At 34.3% G+C, this 26,747-nt stretch carries 24 protein-coding genes; 10 read left to right on the top strand and 14 right to left on the bottom strand.

The window, feature by feature from the left end:
• The first annotated feature begins 9 nt into the window (after positions 1-9).
• Positions 10-1,149: an NAD(P)/FAD-dependent oxidoreductase gene (locus G521_RS0104175; RefSeq protein ID WP_036678130.1), complete on the top strand. Its 1,140-nt coding sequence runs from the start codon at positions 10-12 to the stop codon at positions 1,147-1,149.
• A 71-nt stretch (positions 1,150-1,220) separates the two neighbouring features.
• Positions 1,221-2,585 (top strand): DNA recombination protein RmuC, encoded by a 1,365-nt coding sequence (rmuC, locus tag G521_RS0104170; RefSeq protein WP_026897410.1) that lies wholly within the window; start codon positions 1,221-1,223, stop codon positions 2,583-2,585.
• A gap of 7 nt (positions 2,586-2,592) precedes the next feature.
• On the opposite strand, the gene thiL is transcribed toward rmuC, so the two are convergent.
• Both thiL and nadA read right to left on the bottom strand, forming a co-directional pair.
• Complete coding sequence (gene thiL / locus G521_RS0104165; protein ID WP_026897409.1) at positions 2,593-3,642, bottom strand: thiamine-phosphate kinase; 1,050 nt, start codon at positions 3,640-3,642, stop codon at positions 2,593-2,595.
• Positions 3,643-3,653: 11 nt separating this feature from the next.
• Positions 3,654-4,646: a quinolinate synthase NadA gene (gene nadA / locus G521_RS0104160; protein ID WP_026897408.1), complete on the bottom strand. Its 993-nt coding sequence runs from the start codon at positions 4,644-4,646 to the stop codon at positions 3,654-3,656.
• A 405-nt stretch (positions 4,647-5,051) separates the two neighbouring features.
• Here nadA and nadB point away from each other — a divergent pair, with 405 nt between their 5' ends.
• Complete coding sequence (gene nadB / locus G521_RS0104155; RefSeq protein WP_026897407.1) at positions 5,052-6,638, top strand: L-aspartate oxidase; 1,587 nt, start codon at positions 5,052-5,054, stop codon at positions 6,636-6,638.
• A 10-nt stretch (positions 6,639-6,648) separates the two neighbouring features.
• Positions 6,649-7,170, top strand: a complete 522-nt coding sequence (locus tag G521_RS0104150; RefSeq protein WP_026897406.1) for a gamma carbonic anhydrase family protein — start codon at positions 6,649-6,651, stop codon at positions 7,168-7,170.
• Here G521_RS0104150 and G521_RS0104145 read toward each other — a convergent pair.
• From G521_RS0104145 to G521_RS0104125, 5 genes are all read right to left on the bottom strand, one after another.
• Positions 7,151-8,782, bottom strand: coding sequence for an Ig-like domain-containing domain (locus G521_RS0104145; protein ID WP_026897405.1), 1,632 nt, complete (start codon positions 8,780-8,782; stop codon positions 7,151-7,153). The genes G521_RS0104150 and G521_RS0104145 overlap by 20 nt on opposite strands.
• 130 nt (positions 8,783-8,912) lie before the next feature.
• Positions 8,913-10,775 carry a tRNA uridine-5-carboxymethylaminomethyl(34) synthesis enzyme MnmG gene (gene mnmG / locus G521_RS0104140; RefSeq protein ID WP_026897404.1) on the bottom strand — a complete coding sequence of 621 codons (1,863 nt, stop codon included), beginning with the start codon at positions 10,773-10,775 and terminating at the stop codon, positions 8,913-8,915.
• Between the two features lie 40 nt (positions 10,776-10,815).
• Entirely contained in the window at positions 10,816-11,064 is a 249-nt protein-coding gene (locus tag G521_RS0104135) for a CBU_0592 family membrane protein (RefSeq protein ID WP_036678127.1), read from the bottom strand.
• A 1-nt stretch (position 11,065) separates the two neighbouring features.
• A complete protein-coding gene (locus tag G521_RS0104130; RefSeq protein ID WP_026897402.1) occupies positions 11,066-12,919 on the bottom strand; it encodes an ABC-F family ATP-binding cassette domain-containing protein in 1,854 nt (617 codons plus the stop codon).
• Entirely contained in the window at positions 12,916-13,572 is a 657-nt protein-coding gene (locus G521_RS0104125) for an NAD(P)H-binding protein (RefSeq protein ID WP_026897401.1), read from the bottom strand. The genes G521_RS0104130 and G521_RS0104125 overlap by 4 nt, the downstream gene beginning before the upstream one ends.
• 88 nt (positions 13,573-13,660) lie before the next feature.
• Here G521_RS0104125 and G521_RS0104120 point away from each other — a divergent pair, with 88 nt between their 5' ends.
• Entirely contained in the window at positions 13,661-14,371 is a 711-nt protein-coding gene (locus G521_RS0104120; protein ID WP_026897400.1) for a pirin family protein, read from the top strand.
• Positions 14,372-14,377: 6 nt separating this feature from the next.
• On the opposite strand, the gene ybeY is transcribed toward G521_RS0104120, so the two are convergent.
• From ybeY to G521_RS0104105, 3 genes are read right to left on the bottom strand one after another with little or no spacing between them, the layout of a single operon-like run.
• Complete coding sequence (gene ybeY / locus G521_RS0104115; protein WP_026897399.1) at positions 14,378-14,809, bottom strand: rRNA maturation RNase YbeY; 432 nt, start codon at positions 14,807-14,809, stop codon at positions 14,378-14,380.
• Positions 14,809-15,243, bottom strand: coding sequence for an ATP-binding protein (locus G521_RS0104110; RefSeq protein WP_036678122.1), 435 nt, complete (start codon positions 15,241-15,243; stop codon positions 14,809-14,811). Before G521_RS0104110 ends, ybeY begins: the two co-directional genes overlap by 1 nt.
• Positions 15,243-18,566 (bottom strand): coiled-coil domain-containing protein, encoded by a 3,324-nt coding sequence (locus G521_RS0104105; RefSeq protein ID WP_026897397.1) that lies wholly within the window; start codon positions 18,564-18,566, stop codon positions 15,243-15,245. The genes G521_RS0104110 and G521_RS0104105 overlap by 1 nt, the downstream gene beginning before the upstream one ends.
• A gap of 242 nt (positions 18,567-18,808) precedes the next feature.
• On the opposite strand from G521_RS0104105, the gene G521_RS0104100 reads away from it, so the two are divergent.
• A complete protein-coding gene (locus G521_RS0104100) occupies positions 18,809-19,270 on the top strand; it encodes a hypothetical protein (protein ID WP_026897396.1) in 462 nt (153 codons plus the stop codon).
• 73 nt (positions 19,271-19,343) lie between these two features.
• Here G521_RS0104100 and hisS read toward each other — a convergent pair whose 3' ends face one another.
• The 4 genes from hisS to fumC all read right to left on the bottom strand — a co-directional run bounded on the left by hisS (position 19,344) and on the right by fumC (position 23,646).
• Entirely contained in the window at positions 19,344-20,711 is a 1,368-nt protein-coding gene (hisS, locus tag G521_RS0104095; protein ID WP_026897395.1) for a histidine--tRNA ligase, read from the bottom strand.
• A 195-nt stretch (positions 20,712-20,906) separates the two neighbouring features.
• Entirely contained in the window at positions 20,907-21,704 is a 798-nt protein-coding gene (locus G521_RS0104085) for a S1/P1 nuclease (RefSeq protein WP_026897394.1), read from the bottom strand.
• A 5-nt stretch (positions 21,705-21,709) separates the two neighbouring features.
• On the bottom strand, positions 21,710-22,207 hold the full coding sequence (locus G521_RS0104080; protein ID WP_026897393.1) for a hypothetical protein: 498 nt from the start codon (positions 22,205-22,207) through the stop codon (positions 21,710-21,712).
• A gap of 41 nt (positions 22,208-22,248) precedes the next feature.
• Positions 22,249-23,646: a class II fumarate hydratase gene (gene fumC / locus G521_RS0104075; protein ID WP_026897392.1), complete on the bottom strand. Its 1,398-nt coding sequence runs from the start codon at positions 23,644-23,646 to the stop codon at positions 22,249-22,251.
• Between the two features lie 209 nt (positions 23,647-23,855).
• Between fumC and G521_RS0104070 the strand changes: the two genes are divergently transcribed.
• From G521_RS0104070 to G521_RS0104055, 4 genes are all read left to right on the top strand, one after another.
• Positions 23,856-25,076: a serine hydrolase domain-containing protein gene (locus G521_RS0104070; RefSeq protein ID WP_036678117.1), complete on the top strand. Its 1,221-nt coding sequence runs from the start codon at positions 23,856-23,858 to the stop codon at positions 25,074-25,076.
• Between the two features lie 217 nt (positions 25,077-25,293).
• On the top strand, positions 25,294-25,674 hold the full coding sequence (locus G521_RS0104065; protein WP_026897390.1) for a response regulator: 381 nt from the start codon (positions 25,294-25,296) through the stop codon (positions 25,672-25,674).
• A 45-nt stretch (positions 25,675-25,719) separates the two neighbouring features.
• Complete coding sequence (locus G521_RS0104060) at positions 25,720-26,025, top strand: YbaB/EbfC family nucleoid-associated protein (RefSeq protein WP_026897389.1); 306 nt, start codon at positions 25,720-25,722, stop codon at positions 26,023-26,025.
• A 9-nt stretch (positions 26,026-26,034) separates the two neighbouring features.
• Positions 26,035-26,712: a metal-dependent hydrolase gene (locus G521_RS0104055; protein WP_026897388.1), complete on the top strand. Its 678-nt coding sequence runs from the start codon at positions 26,035-26,037 to the stop codon at positions 26,710-26,712.
• Positions 26,713-26,747 lie beyond the last annotated feature (35 nt).

The following is a 26,747-nucleotide window of genomic DNA, read 5'->3' as shown; positions in this document are numbered from 1 at the left end:
AAAGACTGTATGAATACTTCCATTTCCTATTGGGAACAAAATTCCTTTTTTTCAAACTATGACGTAATTATTGTTGGAAGCGGAATAGTAGGTTTAAGTGCAGCATTGAATTTAAAATTAGCCCAGCCTTTGCTAAACATCGCCATACTCGATGCCGGCTTTTTACCTTCCGGCGCAAGTACAAAAAATGCTGGTTTTGCATGCTTTGGAAGCATTTCTGAAATGATAGAGGAATTAGAAACATCTACTGAAGATGAACTTTTAGAAGTTGTTTCAATGCGCTGGAAAGGCCTGGAAAGATTACTTAAATATGTAGGTAAACAACCGATTGATTATCAATTGAATTCCGGTTACGAAATTTTTAGAAATGCTGAAACCAACTTCTCTGATTTATGTACAGATAAGATTAACTACTTCAATAAATTACTGAATAGCGTATTACCCATGCCTGACATTTTTGCAGTAAATAATGCTAAAATATCAGAATTTGGTTTTGGGGATGTTAGAACTATAATTCAAAATAAATATGAAGGGCAAATAGATACCGGAAAAATGATGAAAGTCTTTATCCAACGAGTTCAATACCTAGGAGTTTCTATTTTTAATAACTGCAATTTACAGCGTATTGAACAAACAGATTCTCACCTAAATCTGATATGTAATCAGGGAATTTTTCAAACAAAAAAAGTGGTTTTAGCTACAAATGCCTTTATTTCAAATTTATTTCCAGACCTGGATGTTAAACCTGGAAGGGGGCAGGTTTTGATTACCGAACCTATTAAAGATTTAAAAATAAAAGGAACATTTCATTATGACAAAGGATACTATTACTTCAGAAATATTCATAACCGAATTTTAATTGGAGGAGGGCGAAATTTAGATTTTAAAGCAGAAGAAACTCAGCAAATGGGAATAACTGATCATTTACAATTTCAACTTGAAAACCTTTTACAGGAAGTAATATTACCAGGAATAAAGGTTAAAATAGAACAACGCTGGAGTGGAATTATGGCTTTCGGAGAAACTTTAAAACCAATAATTACACAACTGCAACCTAATGTTTTTTGCGCTGTAAGGTGCAACGGAATGGGAATAGCTATTGGAAGTTTGATGGGAGAGCAGGTAGCAAATCTTATTTTATCCTCATAAAATATCTAATTAAATTAGTACTATCTTGAGAATAAATTCATTTTAAGTATCTTCGTAATAAAAATTTTAGCATGGATATTTCCGTTTTATTAGCTTGTACAGCTATTTTTCTTGTTCTTTTATTTTTCTTTATTAAAAAGCCAAATTCAGGTATACACACAGATCATACTGTACTCATTCATGAAAATGAAGCTTTAAAAATGAAACTTGCAAAAGCAGAAGAACGTGCAGAAAATATAGAATTAGAGAAGGAGAATATTACCCGTTTGCTTAAATCAGATCAGGAGAGATTGCATTCAGAACTTCGGCAGGAACGAGACAAATTATCTCTGGCAAACCAATCGCTTGAAAGTTCTAAATCATATTACAAAGCGCAGCAAGAAAAAATTGCAGAACTAAATGATGAGAGAGAAAAAAATCAACAGCGATTTAACAAGGATTTCGAATTAATAGCAGCTAAAATTCTTGATGAAAAAACTCAAAAATTTACCGAACAGAACCGTATTAATCTGGATATTTTATTAAATCCCCTTAAAGAAAATATTAAAGCATTTGAAAATAAAGTTGATCTGGTTTATAAAACTGAAGCTGATGAAAGGAATGTTTTAAAAGGTGTTATCAGTCAGTTGGTTGATTTAAATAAAACAATGAGCCTGGAAACTCAAAATCTAACCAAAGCATTAAAAGGTGATAATAAGAAACAGGGTAATTGGGGCGAAATGATCCTTGAGCGTATTTTAGAGCGATCAGGATTAGTTAAAGATCAGGAGTACAGAATTCAAAATAGTTATCTGTCTGCAGATGGACTTCGGTTCCAGCCAGATGTTATTATTGAATTACCTGATGATAAGCACCTTATTATAGATTCTAAGGTATCTTTAATAGCTTATTCTAAATTAGTTGAATGTGATGTAGAAGAAGATAGAAACGCCTTTATAAAGCAGCATATAACTTCCATAAAAACGCACATTAATGATCTTTCATCAAAAAATTACAGCGATCTGCAAAAAATAAATTCACCCGATTTTGTCATGCTCTTTATCCCTATTGAATCTTGCTTCAGTATAGCGGTACAACAAGATGCTGAAATATTTAATTATGCTTGGGATAAGAGAGTAGTAATTGTAAGTCCTTCGACTTTACTTGCCACATTACGAACCATAGCCAGTATTTGGAGACAGGAAAGGCAAAATAGAAATGTAATGGAAATTGCCCGACTTAGCGGGCAGATGTATGATAAATTTGTAGGGTTTCTTACTGATATGGATAATATTGGTAAAAATATCAGGCAAAGTCATGAAGCTTATGATAAAGCGCTTAATAAATTATCAAACGGTACTGGAAATCTTACCAATACAGCTAATAAAATTAAAAATCTTGGTGCCAAAGCAAGCAAGCAGATTGACCAGAAATTTTTAGCTGATCACGAAAATTAACTCAAATTTATTCTTCATTTGGCTTTAATGAATTCCAGCCCTGTGCTTTAATTGGATGAACAATTCCCGATTTGGAAATTAAATGAGCACCTGATGCCGGTTCGGTCATATGACCAATGATCGATATATCCGGGTTATTTTTTATTTTTTCAAAATCTTTCTGATCTACAGTAAATAATAACTCGTAATCTTCACCACCATTTAATGCACAAACTGTTGGATCTATTCCAAAATCTCTTGCAGTGTCGTAGGTCATAGGATCAATGGGAATTTTCTCTTCATACAAATTACACCCTTTGTCAGATTGCTTGCATAAATGCAATATTTCTGAAGCCAAACCGTCAGAAATATCAATCATAGAAGTTGGTTTTACTTTCATGAGCTGAAGAGCATCCACAATGTCTCTTCTTGCTTCAGGCTTTAATTGTCTTTCAACTATATAATCTTTCCCTTCCAAATCTGGCTGGATCTGCGGATTGTCAAGGAAAATATTCTTTTCCCTTTCTAATAATTGCAAACCAATATAAGCTCCGCCTAAATCGCCAGATACACATAGAAGATCTCCTTCTTGAGCACCATTACGATAGCAAATAGACTTTTCATCAGCATAGCCAATACTAGTTATGCTAATAACTAATCCTTGTTTTGAAGATGTGGTATCTCCTCCAACCAAATCAACATCGTATTTTTCGCATGCAATTGTAATACCCTGGTATAATTCTTCAATTGCTTCAAGCGGAAATTTACTTGATATTCCAATAGAAACAGTTATCTGACTGGCAGTACCGTTCATTGCATATATATCACTTAAGTTCACTTGTACGGCCTTATATCCAAGGTGTTTAAGTGGTGTATACGCCAGATCAAAATGAATTCCTTCAAGTAGTAAATCTGTTGAGATAAGCGTTTTTTTATTCGAAAAATTTAGAACTGCGGCATCATCACCAATTCCCTTAACAGAGGTTTTGTTTGTTAATTTTATATTTTTAGTCAGGTGATCTATTAAACCAAATTCACCTAATTGTTCAATCTCTGTACGACCTTTATTTTCAAACATCTTTTATAATCTTATAATCCCAATTTTTCTGAAATATCCAGCATTCTCTCAATTGGTTTTTTAGCCTTCATAATTATATCCATAGGAACTGTAATCTCAGGCAAATCATTCTTTAAACATAAATATACTTTTTCAAGAGTATTACGCTTCATATGTGGACAATCATTACAAGCACAGGCATTGTTAGGAGGAGCAGGAATAAATACTTTCCCCGGATTTGCCTTTTCCATCTGGTGAATAATTCCACTTTCTGTAGCTACAATAAATTCATTTGCCGGATTATTAATTGTATATTTTAATAATCCGGTTGTAGAGCCAATATAATCAGCCATTTGCAATACAACCTCTTCACATTCGGGGTGAGCTATAAACTTTGCTTCCGGATGTCTTTGTTTCAATTTTAAAATGCGCTGCTGCGAAAATATTTCGTGAACCATACAGGCGCCATTCCATAAAACCAAATCACGACCAGTTTTTTTAGCTACCCATGCACCTAAATTTCTATCGGGTCCAAATATTATTTTCTGATCCTTTGGCAGACTTTCTACAATTTGAACCGCATTGGATGACGTACAAACTATATCACTTAATGCTTTCAGTTCTGCAGTACAATTAACATAGGTTATAACCAGATGATCGGGATATTTCTCTTTAAATTTTGCAAACAATTGAGGCGGACAACTATCTGACAAAGAACATCCTGCTTTTAAATCAGGCAATAAAACCTTTTTATCGGGAGATAAAATCTTAGCCGTTTCGGCCATAAAATGAACCCCGGCAAAAACAATAATATCCGCATCAGTTTTGGCCGCTTCCTGAGAAAGACCCAAACTATCTCCAATATAATCAGCAATATCCTGTATATCAGGTTCCTGGTAGTAATGGGCTAGTATTACAGCATTTTTCTCTTTTTTTAACTTATTAATTTCTTCAAAAAGATCCATAGTGGGATCTATCGGTTCATCTATAAAACCTTTCACATTTAATTCTTCGAAGGTATCCATTTTCAACATCATCAATAAATACAATTAAATCTTTAAATAGATTCTTATTGTTTATTAGTGTGTTAGTTATGTTAGAAAGTAGCTATACTTTTTTTTGCTATACTTGTTTTAAGCTTTTTACTAACATTTTGCTAACACTTTAATTGTTATATCTATTTGATTATCAGATTTATTTATAAGCCCTAATTTTTTATTAAATCTTATATGTTCAATTATTATAATTTTTAAAAGTAGAACAACTTTAATTTTTGGTCTGATAACTTTTTCAAAAATAAACTAAAAAAGGGTGGGGTTCAGTAATTATCGACAAGATTTAAAACTTTTAAAATAGTACTAATACATTATTAACATCTTTGGTACGGTTGTTAACATTATGTTTAAACCACGATAATAAATGTGTAATACATGAAGGATATAGATTTTTTAGTTATAGGATCTGGAATTGCAGGATTGAGTTTTGCTTTAAAAGCAGCCCGTCACGGTAAAGTTTTAATTGTTACCAAAGCTAACGAAGATGAATCCAATACTAAATATGCCCAGGGTGGAGTAGCTGTAGTGGTAGATAAGGAAGATTCCTTTGATAAACATATTGAAGATACTTTAATAGCAGGAGATGGCCTTTGCGATGAGCATATAGTTGAAATTGTTGTTAAAGAAGGTCCGGAGCGGATCGAAGAAATTATAAAATACGGAACTCATTTTGATAAAAATACGCAGGGTATTTTTGACCTGGCTAAAGAAGGAGGCCATTCCGAGCATCGTGTATTGCATTATAAGGATATTACAGGATATGAAATTGAAAGGGCTTTGCTTGAACAAATCCATAAAGATCCCAATATTGAAATATTAACTCATTATTTTGCTGTGGAGCTAATTACCCAGCACCATCTTGGAGAATTTATTGATAAAAGTTCTGATGATATTGTTTGTTATGGCATTTATGCCCTTAACACTACTATTAATACAGTTGAAAAGATATTGGCCAAAGTTACGGTAATGGCTTCAGGCGGGGCAGGCCATATATATTATAATACAACTAATCCGGTTATTGCAACCGGTGATGGGATAGCAATGGCTTATCGTGCTAAAGGAAAGGTTAGAAATATGGAGTTTATTCAGTTTCATCCTACTGCTTTATATAATCCCGGAGAGTATCCATCTTTTTTAATTTCTGAGGCTGTTCGCGGTTTTGGAGGAGTATTAAAAACGAAGAATGGAAATGATTTTATGCATCTTTATGATAAGCGGTTATCACTTGCTCCGCGTGATATTGTAGCCCGTGCTATAGATGCAGAAATGAAAAAATCAGGAGATGATTTTGTTTATTTGGATATAAGACATCGCTTAAAATCAGACATTCTAGCTCATTTTCCTAATATTTATGAAAAGTGTTTAAGTATTGGAATCGACATGACAAAGGATATGATTCCGGTGACTCCGGCAGCGCATTATATGTGTGGAGGAATTATGGTGGATGAGAATGGAAGGTCTTCTATATCCAGGTTGTATGCTTGTGGAGAATGTGCTTCTACTGGTTTACACGGTGCAAACCGGCTTGCATCAAATTCTTTATTAGAAGCGGCTGTTTTTGCCCATCGGATTTATCTGGATGCATCTCAAAATTTTAATCAGTTTTCCATTCCTGACAATATACCTGAATGGGACGAAACCAATACTCAGTTATCTAATGAAGATATTCTTGTAACGCATAACCTGCGGGAAACTCAGAAGGTAATGAGTGATTACGTGGGAATTGTTCGTTCTGATTTTAGATTGGAAAGAGCTATGAGACGCTTAGGTTTGCTATATGTGGAAACAGAAAGTTTTTATAAAGAAACCAAGTTATCCTTAAAGTTATGTGAATTGAGAAACGTTATTCAAAATTCATTTATAGTTATAAAATCTGCCATGCTTCGTAAGGAGAGCAGGGGATTGCATTATACAACAGATTATCCTGTACATAAGGATATTCCCGAGGATACAGTTTTTTAAATTTATTATTATGGCTTTAATACTTCCTGTAAAAGGAATTCATCCTAAATTAGGTAATGATTGCTTTATTGCAGAAAATTCTACAATTGTAGGGGATGTAGTAATTGGTGATAATTGTTCGGTTTGGTTTAACACGGTTATTCGTGGGGATGTTAATTACATACGAATTGGTAATAACAGTAATATACAGGACGGTGCTGTTATTCATTGTACATATTTAAAGGCTGGAACTACGATTGGAAATAATGTTTCTATTGGTCATAATGCACTTGTACACGGATGTGTTTTACACGATCATGTTTTAGTTGGAATGGGTGCTATAGTAATGGATAATGCAATTGTGAATGAGTATTGTATTATTGCTGCCGGTGCCATTATTCTTGAAAATACGGTCTGCGAATCGGGTTATTTGTACGCTGGTATTCCAGCCAGAAAAATTAAACCAATTACCAGTGAGCAGAAAGAGCTCTTAGAAAAACTGCCTCACAATTATATAATGTATTCTAAATGGTTTACTCAAGAGGGGGAATAATAAGTTTTTCCTCTAAATCCCAGTTTGGCCGAAGAGTTAAAACCTTGTCAAAATTCCATACTTTTTCCGGTTGTAGCTTTAATTTTATACTTCCGGTATCCCATAAACCATTTTTATTGGCATCATAAACTACTCTAATTTTATACTTGGCGGTAGGATATCTGTTATAGTTTAAAACTGTATTTTTTGTAATCACATCTTTTCGCAACAGAACATTTTGTTCATTTAACCATTGAATAACGTACGTTTTACTTGTATCAGGTACTGTTATCTCAATGGCTATATTTCCATAATTTTCTTCTGTATCTACTGTAAATTTTCTGGAATATACTTTTGATTTATTTCCATATATATCACTAAATGCGCCTTCTGCAAGCTTTAAATCATATTCTTTCCCTTGTTTCCAGGAGTTTTTCATCACATACCTTCTGGATGACGTACTATCTTTTACTATTTGAAAAGTTTTAACTGCACTTGAATCTAAAAGTAAAGTAATTTTGCTTTGATCAAAAGATGCAAGCGGTGATGTAAAAATTAGTTGGGGATTGGTTCCTGGCTTTAGTTTTGCAGCCGGCATATTATCACTGACGGAAACGGCTCTTTTGTAGGTGTCCTTTTTGTTGCGATAAATGCTTATTGTATCTATAGCTTTTCCCTGATCAGATAGTGATACTTTTAATGAATCAAAAGTTAGATTTGGCAACCAGATTATAGCCGAATCCATTTTACTGCTAAACTCTGTCGTTTTTTCAGAATTTAAACCTTTCGGCTCTATAATTTCCAGAGAAGGATTTTTAAGGGCTAAATTAAAAGCCACTAATATTCGGCCGTCATTTTCAATTTTCTTATCAAGTACTCTGAAAATATCAGGCTGCTCTTTAAATACTTCAATGGTTAAGTCTTTAATATTTTTATTAAGGTTAAGTGTATCCTTAATAAAACCAATTTCTTCCTCTGGAGAATTATATATGCGATCACCGCTTTGCTCAAGAAGTGCGTAAAGGAGATACTTATCTTCTCTAAGGTTTTTTAATTCAAAATTCCCGGAGGAATCAGTTGTTGTAAATATGTTTGCTCTTTTCTTTCCGAAAATGGAGTCCCTGCTTACCGGTAATATAAATACTGTGGCATCCTTTAACTTTTCTTTAGTTAATGAATTGCTTACAGTTCCTGATATTGAAAGTGAATCAATCTGATCGCCGGTAGAAAATACATACGTATAATTTTTTAACAGATTATTTTCATTAACGTCCCCGATTGATTTTCCAAAGTTAATTGTGTAAGTAGTTCTTTCTTCAAGTGGTTTGTCAAATTTAATATCGAGAATATTTTTTCTTGCCTTAAATATTGGCATCTCATCTACGGCAGGGGAGATACTTATTTCAGAAAATTCGTTATTTAATTTAACGAATTCGTTAAATTGAATTTCTATTCTTTCAGATTTAAAATTCTTAGTCAAATTTCCTGGAACTTCTTTAGTTACTTTTGGTGCCTGGGTATCTTTGGGTCCTCCGTTTGGCTGTTGAACACTCGCACAGCCACTAACAAAAAAAATAATTGAAATATGAAGTGAAATTATTTTGTGAAATTGAAGGATTTTATTTTTAGCCATTTATAAGCCATTAGGCGAATTTAAAGTGTCTGGAAATAGATAATTCAAAAAAGAATTTATAATTGCTTATACGCGATTATTTGATGTTGTTTTTATTTTATATAACTGATTATAAATCAGTAATTTATAATTATTTTGACATATGCACCATCAAAACTGAAATATCTGAAGGCGAAACACCTGAAATTCTGGATGCTTGTCCTAATGTTCTTGGTTTAATTCTCATTAACTTTTCACGTGCTTCTTTTGATAGTGAAACTAAATTTATATAATTAAACTCAGGATTGATTTCATGATTTTCCATACGTTTCATCTTGTTCACAATTTCCAGTTCCTTTTCAAAGTAGCTTTCATATTTCACTTTAATTTCTGCTTGTTCAATAGTTTCCTGATCAAATTTATTTAGTAATTCATCAAATGGTACATCAGATTTTCGCATGTCGGCAAATGTAACTTGCGGCCTAGTTATAAGTTGAAACATTTTAACATTTTGATTTATAGGTGCAGTACCAAGTTCTTCGAGCATTTGATTAACTTGTCCTGGTTGAACTGCTTTTTGCTTCAAATACGAAACTATTTTGTCTGAGTTGTTAACTTTTGCATTCACTTTAGCTAATCTTTCTTCAGTTATTAGTCCCAATTCAAATCCAATAGGACTTAAACGAATATCAGCATTATCTTGTCTTAGCAGTAATCTGTGTTCAGCTCTTGATGTAAACATCCTATAAGGTTCTTCCGTACCTTTGGTAACCAGGTCATCAATTAATACTCCAATGTAAGATTCTGATCTTTTTAAAATTAGTTCATGAAGGTCATTAATTTTTTGATGTGCATTTATTCCTGCCATGAATCCCTGGCATGCTGCTTCTTCATAACCTGTGGTTCCATTAATCTGACCGGCCAGAAAAAGGTTTTTGATTCTTTTGGTTTCTAACGTTAAATCAAGTTGAGTAGGTGGAAAGAAGTCATATTCTATAGCGTAACCAGGTCTGAACATTTTAGCATTCTCAAAACCTGCAATTTTAGTTATTGCTTTATACTGTACGTCTTCCGGCAATGAAGTTGAAAATCCATTAACATATATTTCTACGGTATCCCAGCCTTCAGGCTCTACAAATATCTGATGACGTTCACGCTCAGCAAAGCGATTAATTTTATCTTCAATTGAGGGACAATAGCGTGGACCTAATCCTTTAATTCTGCCGGTAAACATCGGGGATTTTTCAAATCCTTCTTTTAATGTTTCATGTACTGCTAAATTAGTATATGTAATCCAGCAGCATTTTTGTTTGATTGGTAGTGCTGTATCAGTGAATGAAAATTTCCCTGGATTCGGATCACCCCATTGTTCTTCCATTTTAGAATAATCAAGAGATCTTCCGTCAACGCGTGGTGGGGTTCCCGTTTTCATACGGCCCGCTTCAAAGCCTAAAGAAACTAATTTTTCTGTAAGACCTGTAGCGGACTTTTCTCCGGTTCTTCCACCTCCAAATTTTTTCTCACCTATATGAATGATTCCATTTAAAAATGTCCCGTTGGTGAGTATAACTGAGTCTGCCTGGATTTCAATTCCCAAAGAGGTTTTGATGCCGCAGACTTTATCCCCATTTAATAATAGATCCACTACAGTATCCTGCCAAAAATCAACGTTCGGAGTTTGTTCTAGCATAAGTCTCCATTCTTCACCAAAACGCATTCTGTCGTTTTGAGCACGCGGGCTCCACATTGCAGGTCCTTTTGAACGGTTTAACATCCGAAATTGAATGGTTGTTTTATCAGTAATTATTCCCGAATAACCTCCTAAAGCATCTATTTCTCTTACAATTTGTCCTTTTGCAACTCCACCCATTGCAGGATTACAACTCATTTGGGCTATTGTCCCCATGTTCATTGTAATAAGTAAAACGGATGATCCAAGGTTTGCTGCTGCTGCTGCTGCCTCACAACCTGCGTGACCAGCACCTACTACTATGACGTTATATTTTTTAAACATGATATTGTTTGTTCCACGTGGAACGAATTATTAAGTGTGTTTATTTTTGTGTTTCACGTGAAACACTTTTTAAAAGCGATACTGCCGCAACAGCAACCCATACTCCTTCTAAGATAACGAAGGGGTAGAATTGGATCATATACGATGAAATTCCGCAAAGACCTGCCCCTGCGATATTTAAGATCATATATAATTTGCTTTCAGTATCAAGTACTTTATATAAATTTAAAAGGAATGCGATTAACAATAAGCCTACACCTGCTGAGGCGATAATATCAGATAATTTCATTTTATAATTGTTCTGATAATTCGAGCCAGCGTTTGGTTTTATTCTCTATTTCTAAATTCAGACCTTTTATTTTAGTTGCTAAAGCTCTAAGTTCATCATGATCGGTTAATCCTGAATTAAGTTGAATTGTCAAATTGTTTATAGTTTCTTCAGCTATTTGAATGGCTTCTTCAAGATCAGATAACTCCTTTTGCTCTTTAAAACTTAACTTTTTAGATGGCTTTCTAGTTTCAGTTTCGACCACTTTGGCTACATCCTTTTTTATAGATTTTAATTCTTCCTGCTCAAAACGATAGTCTGTGTAATTGCCAGAATAGATTCTAACATTTGCACCCTCTTCAAATATGAAAAGTTGCTCAGTAAGTCTGTCTATAAGATATCTATCGTGTGAAACAAGCATTAAAACGCCTGGAAAATTCAAAAGGAATTCTTCAAGCACATTTAATGTATCTATATCTAAATCATTGGTAGGTTCATCGAGAATCATGAAATTTGGATTTTTCATAAGCACCCGCATTAATTGTAGCCTCTTTTTTTCGCCTCCGCTTAGCTTGTTCACATATCCGTACTGCTTAGCAGGAGGGAATAAGAAATGAGTCAAAACCTGACCGGCAGTAAGATTTTTACCATCAGCCATTGTAATATACTCTGCTACATTTTTAACAACATCTATTACGCGGTCGTCATCATTAAATTCTAAACCACCCTGACGGTAATATCCAAATGAAGTAGTTTCCCCCAAATTAATTTTTCCGGACTCAGGCTTATAAAGGCCTGTAATTAAATTTAACAATGTTGATTTTCCGGAACCGTTTTTTCCTGCTACACCAATTCTATCACCTTTTTTAAAGGTGTAACTGAAATTTTGCATGATTACTTTACCATCAAAACTTTTGCTTACATTTTCCAACTCAAGTATTTTATTGCCTTGTCGGGAAACATTTACGCTTAGTTCTAATTTGGATTTTACTTGTCTCCCTGATGTTTTATCTTCAAGATCGTAAAACGCATCAATTCTGGATTTGGATTTTGTAGTTCTGGCTTTAGGTTGCCTTCTCATCCATTCTAGCTCTCGTCTCAGTAAGTTACTGTTCTTTTCAAAAGAGGCGTCATCTGCAGCATTTTGCTCAGCTTTTCTTTCGAGATAATAACTGTAGTTACCCTTATAAGGGCTGAGCTTCCCTCTGTCTAATTCTATTATCTGGCTGCAAACATTATCCAAAAAATATCTATCATGAGTTACTAAAATAATTGTTTTTTGCCCGGTGGTCAGAAAGTTCTCGAGCCACTCTATGGTTTCAATATCCAGATGGTTAGTCGGCTCATCCAGAATGTAAACATCAGGATCATCAATTAGAAGCTTTGCCAAAGCAAGTCTTTTACGCTGACCGCCAGAAAGTGTCGAAATTTCCTGATCTAGATGCTGAATTCCGAGCCTTCCTAGTATTGTTTTAATTTCATATTCGTATTCCCAGGCATTTTCGTTGCTAAGCTCGTCCATTAATTCGCTTAGTACTTCTTCGTTATGAGGAACTTTTTCAAGCTCTTCTTCATATTTCCGTATCAGTTGCTGCTGGATATTTCCTATTGAATAGATGAAATCGCTTATTGTTACCTGATTATTAAATTGGGGATCTTGCTCTAAATATCCTATTCGGAGATCCCTCTCAGTAACTACCTTTCCGGCGGTAGGGGAAAGCAAGCCTGACAAAATTCTTAACAGAGTTGATTTGCCTGTGCCATTAACACCAACCAAAGCCACCCGTTCGCCTTTGGCAAAGCCAACATATAAATCATTAAATAGCCAGGCATCATTAAATGCATGGCCTAATTGTTCTGTAGATAAAATACTCACACTAATTCTTTTATTTTATTGGATGTATAGACAAAAGTTCCTGATAAATCTTTAACTGACTGATTGATCATTGCTTTGGCCACTTCAGAAGCCTTTATGCTCCTGTATTTTTTTAAATTTCCTTTTAACAGCGGATTAATAAATTTCATTAATGGCTGCATTATACGATCAGAAATTCGGATATCTTTTCTAACACCCTCTAAATAAGAGGGTTGATAAATATGTAAAGATGGATAATTAAGCTTTTTAAGTATTAATTCGAGTTCACCTTTCATTTTCAGATAGGAATTTGAAGATTTATCATCGGCTCCTAAAGAAGTTACTATATGAAATTGTTTAACCCCATTTTCTAAACCGAATTTTGCTAACTCAACAGGATATTCAAAATCAATTTTCCGGTAATCAGCAGTATTAGATGTTTTGCTTTTTGTAGTACCCAAAACAGAAAATATTACATCTCCTTTAATTAATGCCTTATATTTATTAAGCTCTTCAAAATCAATAATATGCTCCTCTAATTTATTATCAGATACAGGTAATTTTGATCTTGAAAATGTAATGACTTCAGAGAAATCTGAACTTGCAAGCAATAATTCTAATAAATGACTGCCAATAAGTCCGCTAGCTCCAATTAAAATCGCTTTACTAGACATAATTTATTTGTAAATAGCTGCAAAGGTACGCATTAAGAAGTTTGGAATAAAAGTTGTGTGTTTAAACATGTAATTTAAATTTTTAAATATGAAAAAGGTAATTCACCGGGCCGAAGATCGGGGCATTCAAAATCATGGCTGGCTAAAGGCGGCACATTCATTTAGTTTTGCAAATTATCATGATCCGGCCAAAGTAAATTTTGGTTTATTACGTGTTTTAAATGATGATGTAGTTGCAGCATCAATGGGCTTTGGTACTCATGGACATGATAATATGGAAATTGTCACCATTCCGCTTAAAGGTGCGCTGGCACATAAAGATAGTCTTGGATCTGAGGGTCTAATTGGCCCCGGAGAGGTACAGGTTATGTCGGCCGGTAAAGGAATCAGGCATTCGGAATATAATGGATCTAATTCTGAAGAAGTTAATTTACTACAAATATGGGTATTTCCTAAAGATCATAATATTGATCCAAGATATGATCAGAAAAAATTTGATCTGGATAACAATAGAAATGGATTTAATGTGCTTGTGTCTCCAACTGAAGAGCAAAACAGCATGTGGATAAATCAAGATGCATTTTTTTCTATGGGAAAATTTGATGCAAGTGCTTCTGAAACTTATACTATTAAACATCCCGGCAATGGAGCTTACATCTTTTTAATTGAGGGAAAAATAGATGTTGAAGGAGAGGTGCTGAATAAAAGAGATGCTATTGGGATTTCTGAAACGGGTGATATAAATATTAATATTTTGGAAGATTCTCAGATTTTAATCATTGAAGTTCCGATGCAATAATGTTTATTAAAATGACCTCTTAGCAAGATATTCGTCTTCCTTCAGAGTCATCAGTGTTTTAGATTTTTTATTTTTATCAGTATATCCAAGGAGATGAAGCGTTCCATGTATAATTACACGATGTAGCTCATCTCTTTGTGATACTCTAAATTTAAGTGCATTTTCGCGTACACGTTCAATGCTTATAAAAATATCACCAATAATATTTTTGGGAGTCTCACTATTATCAAATGTGACAATATCGGTGTAGGTATTGTGATTAAGAAATTCCTGATTAATTTTTAGCAAATAATCGTCACTGCAAAAAATAAAATTTAACTCTCCTAGAGTATAATCTTCTGATTTAATAGTTTGAGCAATCCAGGAACGGATAAGTAATTTATGTTTGAGGGTAAAAACAATGTCTTCAGAAAAAAAATGTATTGGATAAAGGGGCATTAGATTTTAAAATGTAATTCCAATTCGTTTCCCTTAGTATTAAAAATACACTGGTCTGCTAATTTTTTAATAATAAACACGCCTCTGCCGCTAAAATTTTCAAGATTTTCCGGGGCTGTTGGATCGGGAAGATTATTATAATCAAAACCGTCGCCTTCATCGGCAATAGTGAAAATAAGCCGCTTGCCTGATACAACCTCCAGGTTAAGATAAACCATTTTATCCTCCTGTTCTTTATTGCCATGAACGATGGCATTAATTACGGCCTCACTAAGGCAAATAAGGACATTTGCATATGTTTCCTCATTCAGGTCATATTTATCACGCAGGGTATCAATAAAATTCTCAACCGTAGTAATACTGTCTAACCTGGAGGGTAATTGTAAGGTATATAAACCTGTGCTATCTGAAAAATCAATCAAGTTGCTGCTCATTAATTACCCGAATTTAAGAATTTAAAATAATCTCCCACTTTTATTTTATAAAATGAATTTAAAGAAGGTGGTACTGTTTTTAATAATTCTGTTTCTTTTTGTTTAATTTTTTGATATTCCTTAAGATAGATTTTGTAATCTGGCGCTAATTCTATGCCCTTTTTACTCTCTCTTTTAATGTCTTGTTCCCGCTCTCTTTCTGCTTTATCTGCTTCCAATAATTTTGTCAAAATTTCCTGCTGCCTGATTATTGTTTCTTGCTGGATTTTTCTGTTTACGAGATCGGTCTCTGATTGTTCCATTTGTTTCATTACCTTATCTAAATTCCCCAATCCACTCTGACCGTCTTTATTTAATTCTCTGTTAATTTCCTGCATAGCCTGCCTTATCATTTGTTGCTCTCTGGCCATTTTTGCCAACTGCTCACTCATGGAGCCTTTACCTTGTCGGGCTTGTCCATTTTTGCCTTCCTGTTGCATTTGTTGACGGGCCTTTTGCATGTTCTTATTTAGCTGATCCTGCATTTTGCTTAGCTGAGAAAGACTTTGACTTTTCTTTCCTTTAGATCCGGACTTAGCGTTTTTCTGAGCCTTTTGTAACTGATCTAATGCCTCGCTTAGCATAAGAGCAAGGTTATTGATAGAAGTCATTGCAAACTGCTGGCTTCTGTTAGCTTCAGCAGTTTGCCTATCTGCTAAACTTTCCAAAGCAGTTTTAACATTAAAATTAATAGTTTGAATCTCTTTATTTACAACCGTTTGAATTTGCGGCACTCTCTTGCTCAAAGAATATAAGCTGTCTTCAATCATCTTTAAATGATCTTTTATATCCTTTTGTTTTTGAATATTTAAAAAATAAATGGGATCATTTACATTTGTGTTGCGATGAGACTGCATCACTTTTTCCTGATCAAATGATGTACTGATCAGATTATCTAAAATTTCTCTTAAACTCTGAATATTAATTTCATTTTCTTCCATTTCTTCCTGCTGCTGCATATTCTCTAATTTCTGAGCCAGTTCACTCATTTGCTCAGCGGCTTTTTTTTGTTTTTCTGACGATGATTTTAAATTTTGCTTATCCAGATTTTCACTGCTTTGCTTTTGCAGGTTTTCTATAGATTCCTGATCTTCATCCGGATTTGTGAAATCATTGGGATGTTCAAGTGATTTATTTTTTTCTTCCAGTTCATTTAGATTCTCACGGATTTCAGAGAATTTACTTTTTAAATCTTTTTGCTCCTGTTTTAACTGATTTACTTCAGACTTATTTTGAAGAGTTTTGGTACTTAAATTTTCCTGGTCTTTAGCTAAGTCTTTAAGTTTATCTGTAGCGGCAGCCAATTTCTGATCAAACTCTAATTGTTTATATAGCTCCAGAATTCTATCAAGTTCCTTTTGCAGAGATTTTTGATCAACCTGCATTTTAGATAATTCATCTCTGGTGAGGTTTTTATTATTTTGTTCCAATAATTTCTCGATATTCTTAAGAATTTCGCGGGTTTTTTCATCGAGGATATTATTAAATAAATCCTCTATCTGCTTTTGCTTTTTAAGAATTTCTTGCCGCTGATCTTGATTCTCCTCCCGATTGAATAAATTCTGTTTATTTTCTTTCTGTATATCTTTCACCAGATTTTCAAGTTCTTTTTGCCTGGATAGTAATTGATCAATCTGTTTTTTGTCCTCATAACTGAGATTTTTCTTTTCCAGCAAGGACTGATTTATCTGCCTGGCTTCTTTCTCAACCTGAGCTGCTTTTCGGATTGCCTGTTCGATTTTGTTTTTTACGGATTCCGTTCCGTCATCCAGCTTTTTTTCGGTTTCAGTTGCAGATAAAAGAGTATATAATTTTATATCTGATTTTTTAGATTTAGGACCATTTACTCCATCATTATCCCAAATTTCAAAATAGTATTCTATAGTCTGACCAGCATTGGCTTCCAGATTATTAACGTTAAACGGATAAAAAAAAGAACTTTGATTAGAGGTTTTGTTAAAGGGAATATTCAATACTTTCCGTTTAATGACTTTATCTGTTTCCCTTACTACTGTATTAAAAGTCAGTTTGCTAAAACCATGGTCATCGTTTAGCTGGCCTATAAAATAAATCAGTTTGTTATTAACGGAGTCAGCATTTTGTTTTACTATAATATCGGGATATAAATCAGGAATCACCTGAATAGTATAGCTGATATCATTGGTGGTTTTAACCTCATCATTAAGAGGAATAAAGCTATACGAGAAATTACTTAAAGCTCTTTTAATTATTTTAAAAGAACCCTCCGCATTGGGATTTATTGTAGTATTTCTTCCTTCAGTATTAAATTTAAGCTGATCGGTATTTTGTGTTTTGATATCCCAGATAAGGTTTGTGCCAACAGGAACTCTCAAATCGCCGGTGTTATTTACAACCTCATTCTTTTTATTAAGATATGCAGGATAAATTAAACGGGTCGTAAAGTTTAAAAGAGAGGGTCTTTTTTTTACCTTAATAATATATGATTCCGATAAATAATCTCCCGCTAAAAACTGAATAGTTTTATTCTGCTGAATATTTTTAAATTGATATTTGAACCTCACCAGAGATTCTTTTTCCAGTTTAAAGGTATTATTCCCATCCTCCATATAAATTTCCTGAGGAATTTCATTTCCTGAAAGCTTAATATTTATTTCAAAGTCTTCTCCTTCAAGTGCGACTAAATTTTTATTGAGGATTTCTATTTCAAATGGAGCTTTTTTAATGAAGTTTTTATTGAAATGAAGCAATCGCTTGGTGCTGTCATTTAATATCGACGGAGCCAAAAATAAAAGCGAAAAAATTACCGATAAGGGAATCAGTGCATATTTAATATACTTCGTGTTATCCTTAAGGTGTATTGCAGAAGAAAAGGGTATAAGCTGAAGCTCCTTTACTCTTTGGCTAATACTCGCTTCAATTAAACTGCGATGATCAATATCTTCCTGAGCTAGTTTTTTTAATTGAAGTGTATTTAAAAGTTTATCCTTCACAGGCTGAAAATGGTTGCCTATTATTATAGAAGCATTCTCATAGCTTATAATTTTCCCCAGTTTAAAATAAGCCAGCAATGGGATAACAATAAAGTAGATGAGAAGAAATAAATTGAATGATAAAAAACTGTAAAAAAGAATAGCCCTGGTTAGCTGATTGAAATTCCCCCAGTATTCTGCAAATGTAACTAGTAAGTAGGCTCCTGAAAAAGTAGTAAGAAGGTATAGGCTTCCCTTCAGAATTTTATTTAGATAATATTTCCTTATAAATTCATCCAGCTTGCTAACTAAAAACAGATAATGCTCATTCATGAATTTAAAACACCTATATTATTGAATAATATACGGAAATTATCACAATAAATTTCATACTTAAAGAAATATTGGCATGAAATTTATTGTTAATACCTATATTGATTAAAAGAAATTTTTAACTCGTTTATATTTTTTACTTAAACTATACTAAAACCATTTTAACCGGAATCTGTTTATTCAATATAAAGTTTCTATCTTTAATATATAATTATTATCTATCTATTTTTAATTCTACTACTATGAAAAGACTTATTTTACTATCCCTGCTCGCATTATTTACAGCATCTGCATGTAAAAAGGATCAAAAGAAAGAAATCAATAAACCAGTTTCTGAACAACTTCACGGAACCTGGTTAACTATTTCTGAAAACTCGGCTTATTTTGATGCCAGTAATAACAAGGTTTTTGAACAAAATTCAACGCCTGGTACAAAGGTTATAATTAACGAAAACATTAATAAATTTGATAATCAGGATAAAGCTGTATTTTCTTCTGCATACTCTGTATCAAATGTAAATGGTAAAAATTATATATCATTTACACAAAATGGATCAACACAAACTTATGAGGTTGTTTATGTAGATACAAAAATGATGACCTGGAAACAAGAAAAAACAAATCAAACCTATAATGACAATGGAGAAAAAGTAGCTTCGAAACAAGTTACTACTATCAACTTCCATTGCCCATGTCGTGACTAAATAATATTTTTTTAAAATATTTAAAGCCTTGCAAATATTGCAAGGCTTTTTTTGTTTAGTTTAAAGACCGGGATCAGAATTGTTTAGCAAGATCTTGTATTGGTATTCTTGTCTGCTCCCCGGATTCCATATTTTTTAGTGTAACCACATTTTTTGCCATTTCATCGCTGCCAATTAAAATAACAAAAGGTATTTTTTTGTCGTTGGCATAGCTCATTTGCTTTTTAAGCTTTGCATTAGATGGATAAAGCTCTGTTGCAATGCCCGCCTCTCTTAGTTGCTGCAGAATGGGTAAAGCGAATAATTCAGCTTGGGAATCAAAATTGCTTATCAAAACCCGCGTTGTTTCTTCAGTGTTTTGAGGAAACAAATTTAACTCCAATAACACATCATAAATTCTATCTGCACCGAAGGAAATCCCTACACCAGTAAGATTTTTTAAACCAAATACACCGGTAAGATCGTCATAGCGGCCTCCGCCTCCAATACTTCCCATAGCTACTTCATTGGTTTTGACTTCAAAAATAGCACCTGTGTAATAGTTTAACCCTCTTGCAAGAGTTATATCTAACTCACATATTCCGTTTAATTTTTTGAAATGGGCTAAATAGTTAAATATGGTTTCAATTTCAGAAATTCCTTTCAATGCTATTTCTGATGAACCCAGCACCTGTTTTAACTTATCCAGCTTTTCAGTATTTGATCCCTCTAGTAAAATAACAGGCTTCAAAATATCAATATCCACCTCACTAAACCCTCGTTCTATTAATTCTTTACAAACCCCATCAAGACCAATTTTATCCAGCTTATCAATAGCAACAGTCAAATCAACTATAAGCTCGGGTTTCCCAATTATTTCGGCAATTCCGGAAAGAATTTTTCGGTTATTGATTTTTATGGTGAAATCGGTAAGGCCAAGACTTTTTAAAGCTTCGTCATATATTAAAATAAATTCTGCTTCATTTAAAAGACTTTCTGAACCAACCACGTCAGCGTCACATTGATAGAACTCGCGATAGCGACCTTTTTGAGGTCTGTCTGCTCTCCAGACAGGCTGTATTTGAAATCTTTTAAATGGGAAGGAAATATCATTCTGATGCATCACTACGTACCTCGCAAAAGGAACTGTCAGATCATAACGAAGCGCTTTTTCACTAATTTGTGATGTCAGACCATTGGAATCCAGGTCTAAAAGTTTATCAGATGTTACTTTGCCCAAATAATCACCTGAATTTAAAATCTTAAATATCAGCTTATCCCCCTCATCACCATATTTGCCGGTTAATGTGGATAAATTCTCCATAGTTGGAGTTTGAATTTCCTGATATCCGAATTTTTTAAAAACGGATTTAATGGTATCAAAAATGTAATTGCGTTTCACCATTTCAGATGGTGAAAAATCTCGTGTACCTTTTGGAATAGCAGGCTTTATATTAGACATGGGGCCAAAGGTACAAAACTAAGAGAATGTGTAAAGCCATGCTCTGGTTAAGTTTTAATTTGCCCCCGGAAATTGTTGCAGTAAAAAACAATTATCAACTAAAGGAAATGAGCTTCAAAAGGATGAGAATATCTATTGCAGATATTTGATCAAATTGAAGCTCATTTAAAGATGAGTCAGATGATAGATTTCTGACTAATTTGAAAAAATCTGATTTAATAAACCGCCTAACCGAACTCCGCCTTTTAATAAACGTTCATTCAGAAGCTCAACATTTACGTAATTGTATTTATAGCTCAATTTTTCTTCAGGGTTTATTTCAGAGTATAGCTTCCGGCTGGCCACGTAAGATTCATGCGCCCAGATTGCCAAATCATCTTTTTGCCAGTTTTTTACCTGCTGCGAAGTTGCATGATTAATGACTTTTGTATATTCAGTATAACTCAGTTGCTGATACTCTATTAATTGTTCGTCCCAAACCCGATGCAGATTTGATGGCTGGTTAAACCAGAAAACCTTAATTCCATTACCTCCGCTATCTTCTTTTTTACCCATGTGCATTGGCTGATGAATATCACCAACAAAATGTACCAGCAATCTCAAATACAATTGTTTTTTACTTTTATCGAGATTCTTGTTTTTAAGTTCTGAGCTGATAAATTTGATTCTGTTATAAATATTCAGGGTTGTATCCTGTTCCATTTGATCTTTCAACGTCTGATAGTTTAGCTGATCTTTAAAATTGGCGTAATGCCATGTGCCCAGATAATTAAATGCGGGCTCCGATTTTATAAAATCAGCCCAGTTACTAGACATCGCTAAAGATTCCGATCCCAGAATCAGAGATATTTCTTTTTGGGCATGTTTATTAACATAGCACGACGCTATTTCACCAACAATTCTGTGGCCGGTCATGCCCCAGGCCATAGTTTGAATGGGTGCATAAATTAACAGGCATATAAAAGCAAGCTTTGTTAAAACAGTAGATTTCATAAATATTATTTTACAGGTTTAGGATTGCAGATTAATTTCTGGTTTAATGACATTTTTATAAGCTGATGTTGTTGCAGGCCTTCCAGATATAATCTATCAGCCGAATGTTTTTTAATTATATACGTTTCAAGATATTGCCCGTTTCGATAGCAGCCGCTGATTTTTTGCTTAAAATTTGATTTAGCATATGTTCCTGAAAGAAATAAGGTGTCATTTTGTACGACATATCCGCCCTTGGCATATTCAGTCCATATTCCATTATTAAAACAGCTGTCCGGATAAATGTTAACCTTAGATTTGGTATTGAAAGTAATATAAAATGAGTCGCAGCTGAACTTAAAAGTATGAGCAGTATATTGCAGCAACTGATCCTGATATTCAATCTTATTTTCCTGCCAAATTCCCTGTAAATATTCAGTTCCCTTATCCTGCACATTGGGATTAAATTTGCAAGAAGAAATTAGTAGCAGCAGAAGAAAAAATACAGGGAAAAGTTTACTCATACAAATGGTAAAAATCTCCCTTTCGGGAGATGTATTTAAAATTATTTTAGTCCGCCAATCATATCTTCAGGACGCACCCATTGATCAAATTGTTCATTTGTTAATAAACCCAAATCAACAGCTGCTTCCCGGAGAGACTTATTTTCTTTTAAAGCTTTTTTTGCAATTTTGGCAGCATTTTCATAACCTATATGAGGATTTAAAGCAGTAACGAGCATTAGGGAATTTTCAAGATGCTTTTTAATTCCGGCAAAATTAGGTTCAATTCCCACCACACAATGATCTGTAAATGATACGCATGCATCACCAATCAATCTGGCCGACTGCAAAAAGTTAGCCGCCATTACAGGTTTAAAAACATTCAGCTCATAATGGCCATTAGAGCCACCGATAGAAATTGTAACATCATTACCCATTACCTGGGCGGCAACCATGGTTACAGCCTCATTTTGTGTTGGGTTCACCTTGCCCGGCATAATTGATGATCCCGGCTCATTATCCGGAATGTGGATTTCACCTATTCCTGAGCGTGGACCCGAAGCAAGCATCCGAATATCATTAGCAATTTTCATTAAGGAAACCGCAAGTTGTTTTAATGCTCCGTGAGTTTCTACAATGGCATCATGTGCTGCTAAAGCTTCAAATTTATTTTCAGCAGTTTTAAATGGAAGATTGGTGAACTGTGCAATATAATCTGCAACTTTTACATCATATCCCTTTGGAGTATTAATTCCGGTTCCAACCGCAGTACCGCCAAGAGCAAGTTCTGAAAGGTGATCTAATGTATTATTTAATGCCTTTAATCCATGGTTAAGCTGAGAAACATATCCTGAAAATTCCTGTCCCAAAGTTAAAGGTGTGGCATCCATCAGGTGTGTACGACCGATCTTAACTACATCTTTAAATGCTTCAGTTTTAGCCTGCAGTGCATCACGAAGTTTCTGAACACCCGGTATAGTTACTTCGGCAACCATTTTGTAGGCTGCAATATGCATAGCCGTTGGAAAAGTGTCATTAGAAGATTGCGACTTGTTTACATCGTCATTTGGATGAACAAGCATGGTTCCTTCACCCAGGCTATTTCCCTGTAAAACGTGTGCCCGGTTAGCAATAACTTCATTTACATTCATGTTCGATTGGGTTCCGGAACCCGTTTGCCAGATAACCAGAGGAAATTCTGATCGAAGGTTTCCGTCCAGAATTTCATCGCATACAGCAGCAATTAAATCGCGTTTTTCAGAAGCCAGAACTCCGCAATCAGTATTGGTAAAGGCCGCTGCCTTTTTTAAATATGCAAATGCTGCAATTATTTCTGCCGGCATAGATGCTTCCGGCCCAATTTTAAAATTATTTCGGGATCGTTGAGTCTGGGCACCCCAATATTTTTCAGCGGGTACCTGTACTTCGCCCATGGTATCATGTTCTACTCTGTAAGTCATCGTGAGTGAGTTTTTGATTTGCTGCAAATTTATATTTTTTAATTACAATGAGGCCAGCTTATACAGTTTCATATCTGCCTTAATACAATAATTTAAAAACAATGTGGCAATAAAACCGTACATATAACTGTTTAAAACTCTTTTGCCATCTTCAGTACAATAATCTTTAATTTTCCACTTTCTTATTTTATAATCCAGATACTACAATAATGACCTGTTTTTTGCGACATACTTTTTTTCTGATTCTTGCTTTTTTAACTCTGCAATCCTGTAACTCTTCTAATTCAAAGAATATTATTAGTCATGCTGATGCTGTTGATTATAAAAAGGCCGACAGCTTGTCATTAATCTATAATCCCAAAAAAGGGAATAAAAAGATTGATGAATTCATGAAGAATCTTCATAAAAAGTATGCTTTTAACGGAAATGTACTGGTAGCTCAAAAGGGCAAGATCGTATATCAGAATGCAATTGGATGGGCAGATTATCTTCATCGCGATAGCTTAAAGATAAATTCTGTATTTGAACTGGCCTCTGTAACAAAACCTTTTACAGCTACAGCTATCATGATTCTTGTAGAGGAGGGTAAGCTGAAACTTAGTCAGAATGTAAAGGAATTTTTCCCCAACTTTCCATATGAAGGCATTACTGTAAAAATGCTGTTAACTCATCGTTCGGGGATGATGAACTATGTTTATTTTACCGACAATATTTGGAAAGACAAGCGTAAAGGAATGTCTAATACAGATGTGATGAATTTAATTTCTGAACATAAGCCGGTACCTTACAACAAGCCTGACAGGAAATTCCATTACAATAATTCCAATTATATGGTATTGGGAGCTATAATCGAAAAAGTTTCAGGCAAAACATACGCTCAGTTTTTGAAAGAACGTGTTTTCAAGCCAAGCGGAATGAAAAATACCAACGTATTTTCGAAAGTCAAGTATGATAAAATTCCGGTTGATGTAGTTGGGCACGATAGGATCTGGAGACGCTCAGTAGTGCAGAATTTTTTAGATGGTCCGGTTGGTGATAAGGGTGTTTACAGCACTGTTCAGGATCTTTTTCTTTTTGACCGTGCCATGCGCCAGGGCCGCATATTAAAGAAAAGCTCTTTAGATTCAATGTACGCACCTCATAACGAAATGGAAAGAGGACATTTTAATTATGGTTACGGTTGGAGAATGTTTGATGATAGGGGCCACAAGGTTGTATATCATACAGGCTGGTGGCATGGTTTCAGGCATATTTACCTTCGGGATATGAAAAATGACGTAACTATAGTTTTACTGAGTAATTTAACAAACGGAAGTTTATTAAAGCTGGATGAATTATATAAAATGGTTGATATGCCCGTAGTTCGAAAAAGCGCTTATTACGGCAACGGGGGTTCTGCTATTACAGCTTCAGATTCTTCGGATGATTAAATTTTAAATAATTATAGGACGGTTTGGTTAATTATCCTCCAATAAATCAGAGAGTTTTATTGTAACCTAAGCCATCTTTAAACGTAAACTGAATACGTGTCCAATAATCCAGAGGATTTATATCGCAAAACATAATACCTTTAGCTCTCATATCTTAATCGCCATTGGGATATCAGAAGAATTGGAAATAAATTATTTATGAGGCGTTACCAGTAAAATGAGCAAAGTATTTATAATTGACGACGACTCAATACATCAGCGGATAGCACAAATTATGATCGAAAAGCATCAGCTTTTTGATGATTACACCAGCTTTACAGAAGCTGAGAAAGCAATTGATTTTATAAAAAACAATAAAAAAAATATTCAGGCATTGCCTGATGTGATTCTTTTAGACCTCAATATGCCCGTTATTGATGGTTGGGATTTTTTGGATCTGTTTGAGACTATTCGTCTGGAACTTATAAAAATCATCCGAATTTTTATTGTGACTTCATCTGTTGACGAAAAAGATATTTTAAGATCACATACATATTCTTCCGTCAGCGGATTTATATCCAAACCATTATCTCCGGATATTATCCGCAGCACTATTTAAACCTTTATGAATTAAGAATGTTAATTTTGAATAAATCAAAATGATATGTTCGATAAACTATTAGAAGCTCAGAAGAAGGCAGAAGAGATAAAAAAAAACCTGGATAATATTTCGGTTAACGCTGAAATAGAAGGTGGAAAAATTAAAGTACATGCTACTGCAAGTAAAACCATCACCTCTATAGAAATTGACTCTGAATTTCTAAAATCTGCCGAAAAGGAAGAACTTGAAGAGTTGCTGGTAACAGTAATGAATAAAGTATTGGTACAGGCAGAAACAGTTAGTCAGAATGAAATGCAGGCTGCTACCCGCGATATGATGGGTGGATTAGGCAATATTTTTGGTAAGTAAGAAGAAATTATGAAAGCCACTTTCTTAGGTCATTCCTGCATCCAGCTGGAACTCTCGGCTAATGTATTGCTTTTTGATCCTTTCATCAGGCCTAACAAGCTGGCTGCTCATATAGATGTAAGCCAGTTAAAACCAGACTATATCTTACTGTCGCATGGTCATGAAGATCATATTGCTGATTTGGAAGAAATTCAAAAAAACAGTTCTGCGAAGGTAATCTGCATTGCTGATATGGTATCCTGGTTATCCTCAAAGGGGATTTCTAATACGCATACTATGAATATCGGAGGATCATACCAATTTGATTTCGGCCAAGTGAAAATGGTGCATGCCTTACATTCAAGCTCAATGCCTGATGGGACTTATGGAGGAAATCCGGCTGGATTTATCGTTGATGCTGATGGAACAAAAATCTATTTTGCAGGTGATACAGCTTTACACTCCGACATGCAATTTCTGGCAGACGAGCACCTTGACTGGGCATTTTTACCTATCGGGGATAATTTTACAATGGGAGTTGATGGCGCTATAAAAGCAAGTCGTTTGATTAACTGTAAGAATGTAGTGGCTATCCATTACAACACTTTCCCGGTAATCATGATTGATGAGGAAGAAACCAAACGCAAGTTTTCTGCTGCCGGAATAAATTTAAAGATTCTCCCTATTGGAGATTCTATAATTCTTTAATAAACAAAAAAGCCCTTTGAGAGCTTTTTTGTTTT

The organism is Daejeonella oryzae DSM 19973 (genome assembly GCF_000422945.1).
GTDB classification, from domain to species: Bacteria; Bacteroidota; Bacteroidia; order Sphingobacteriales; family Sphingobacteriaceae; genus Daejeonella; species Daejeonella oryzae.
Note: the sequence above shows the minus strand (reverse complement) of the source record. Positions and strands in the feature narration are given on the sequence as shown.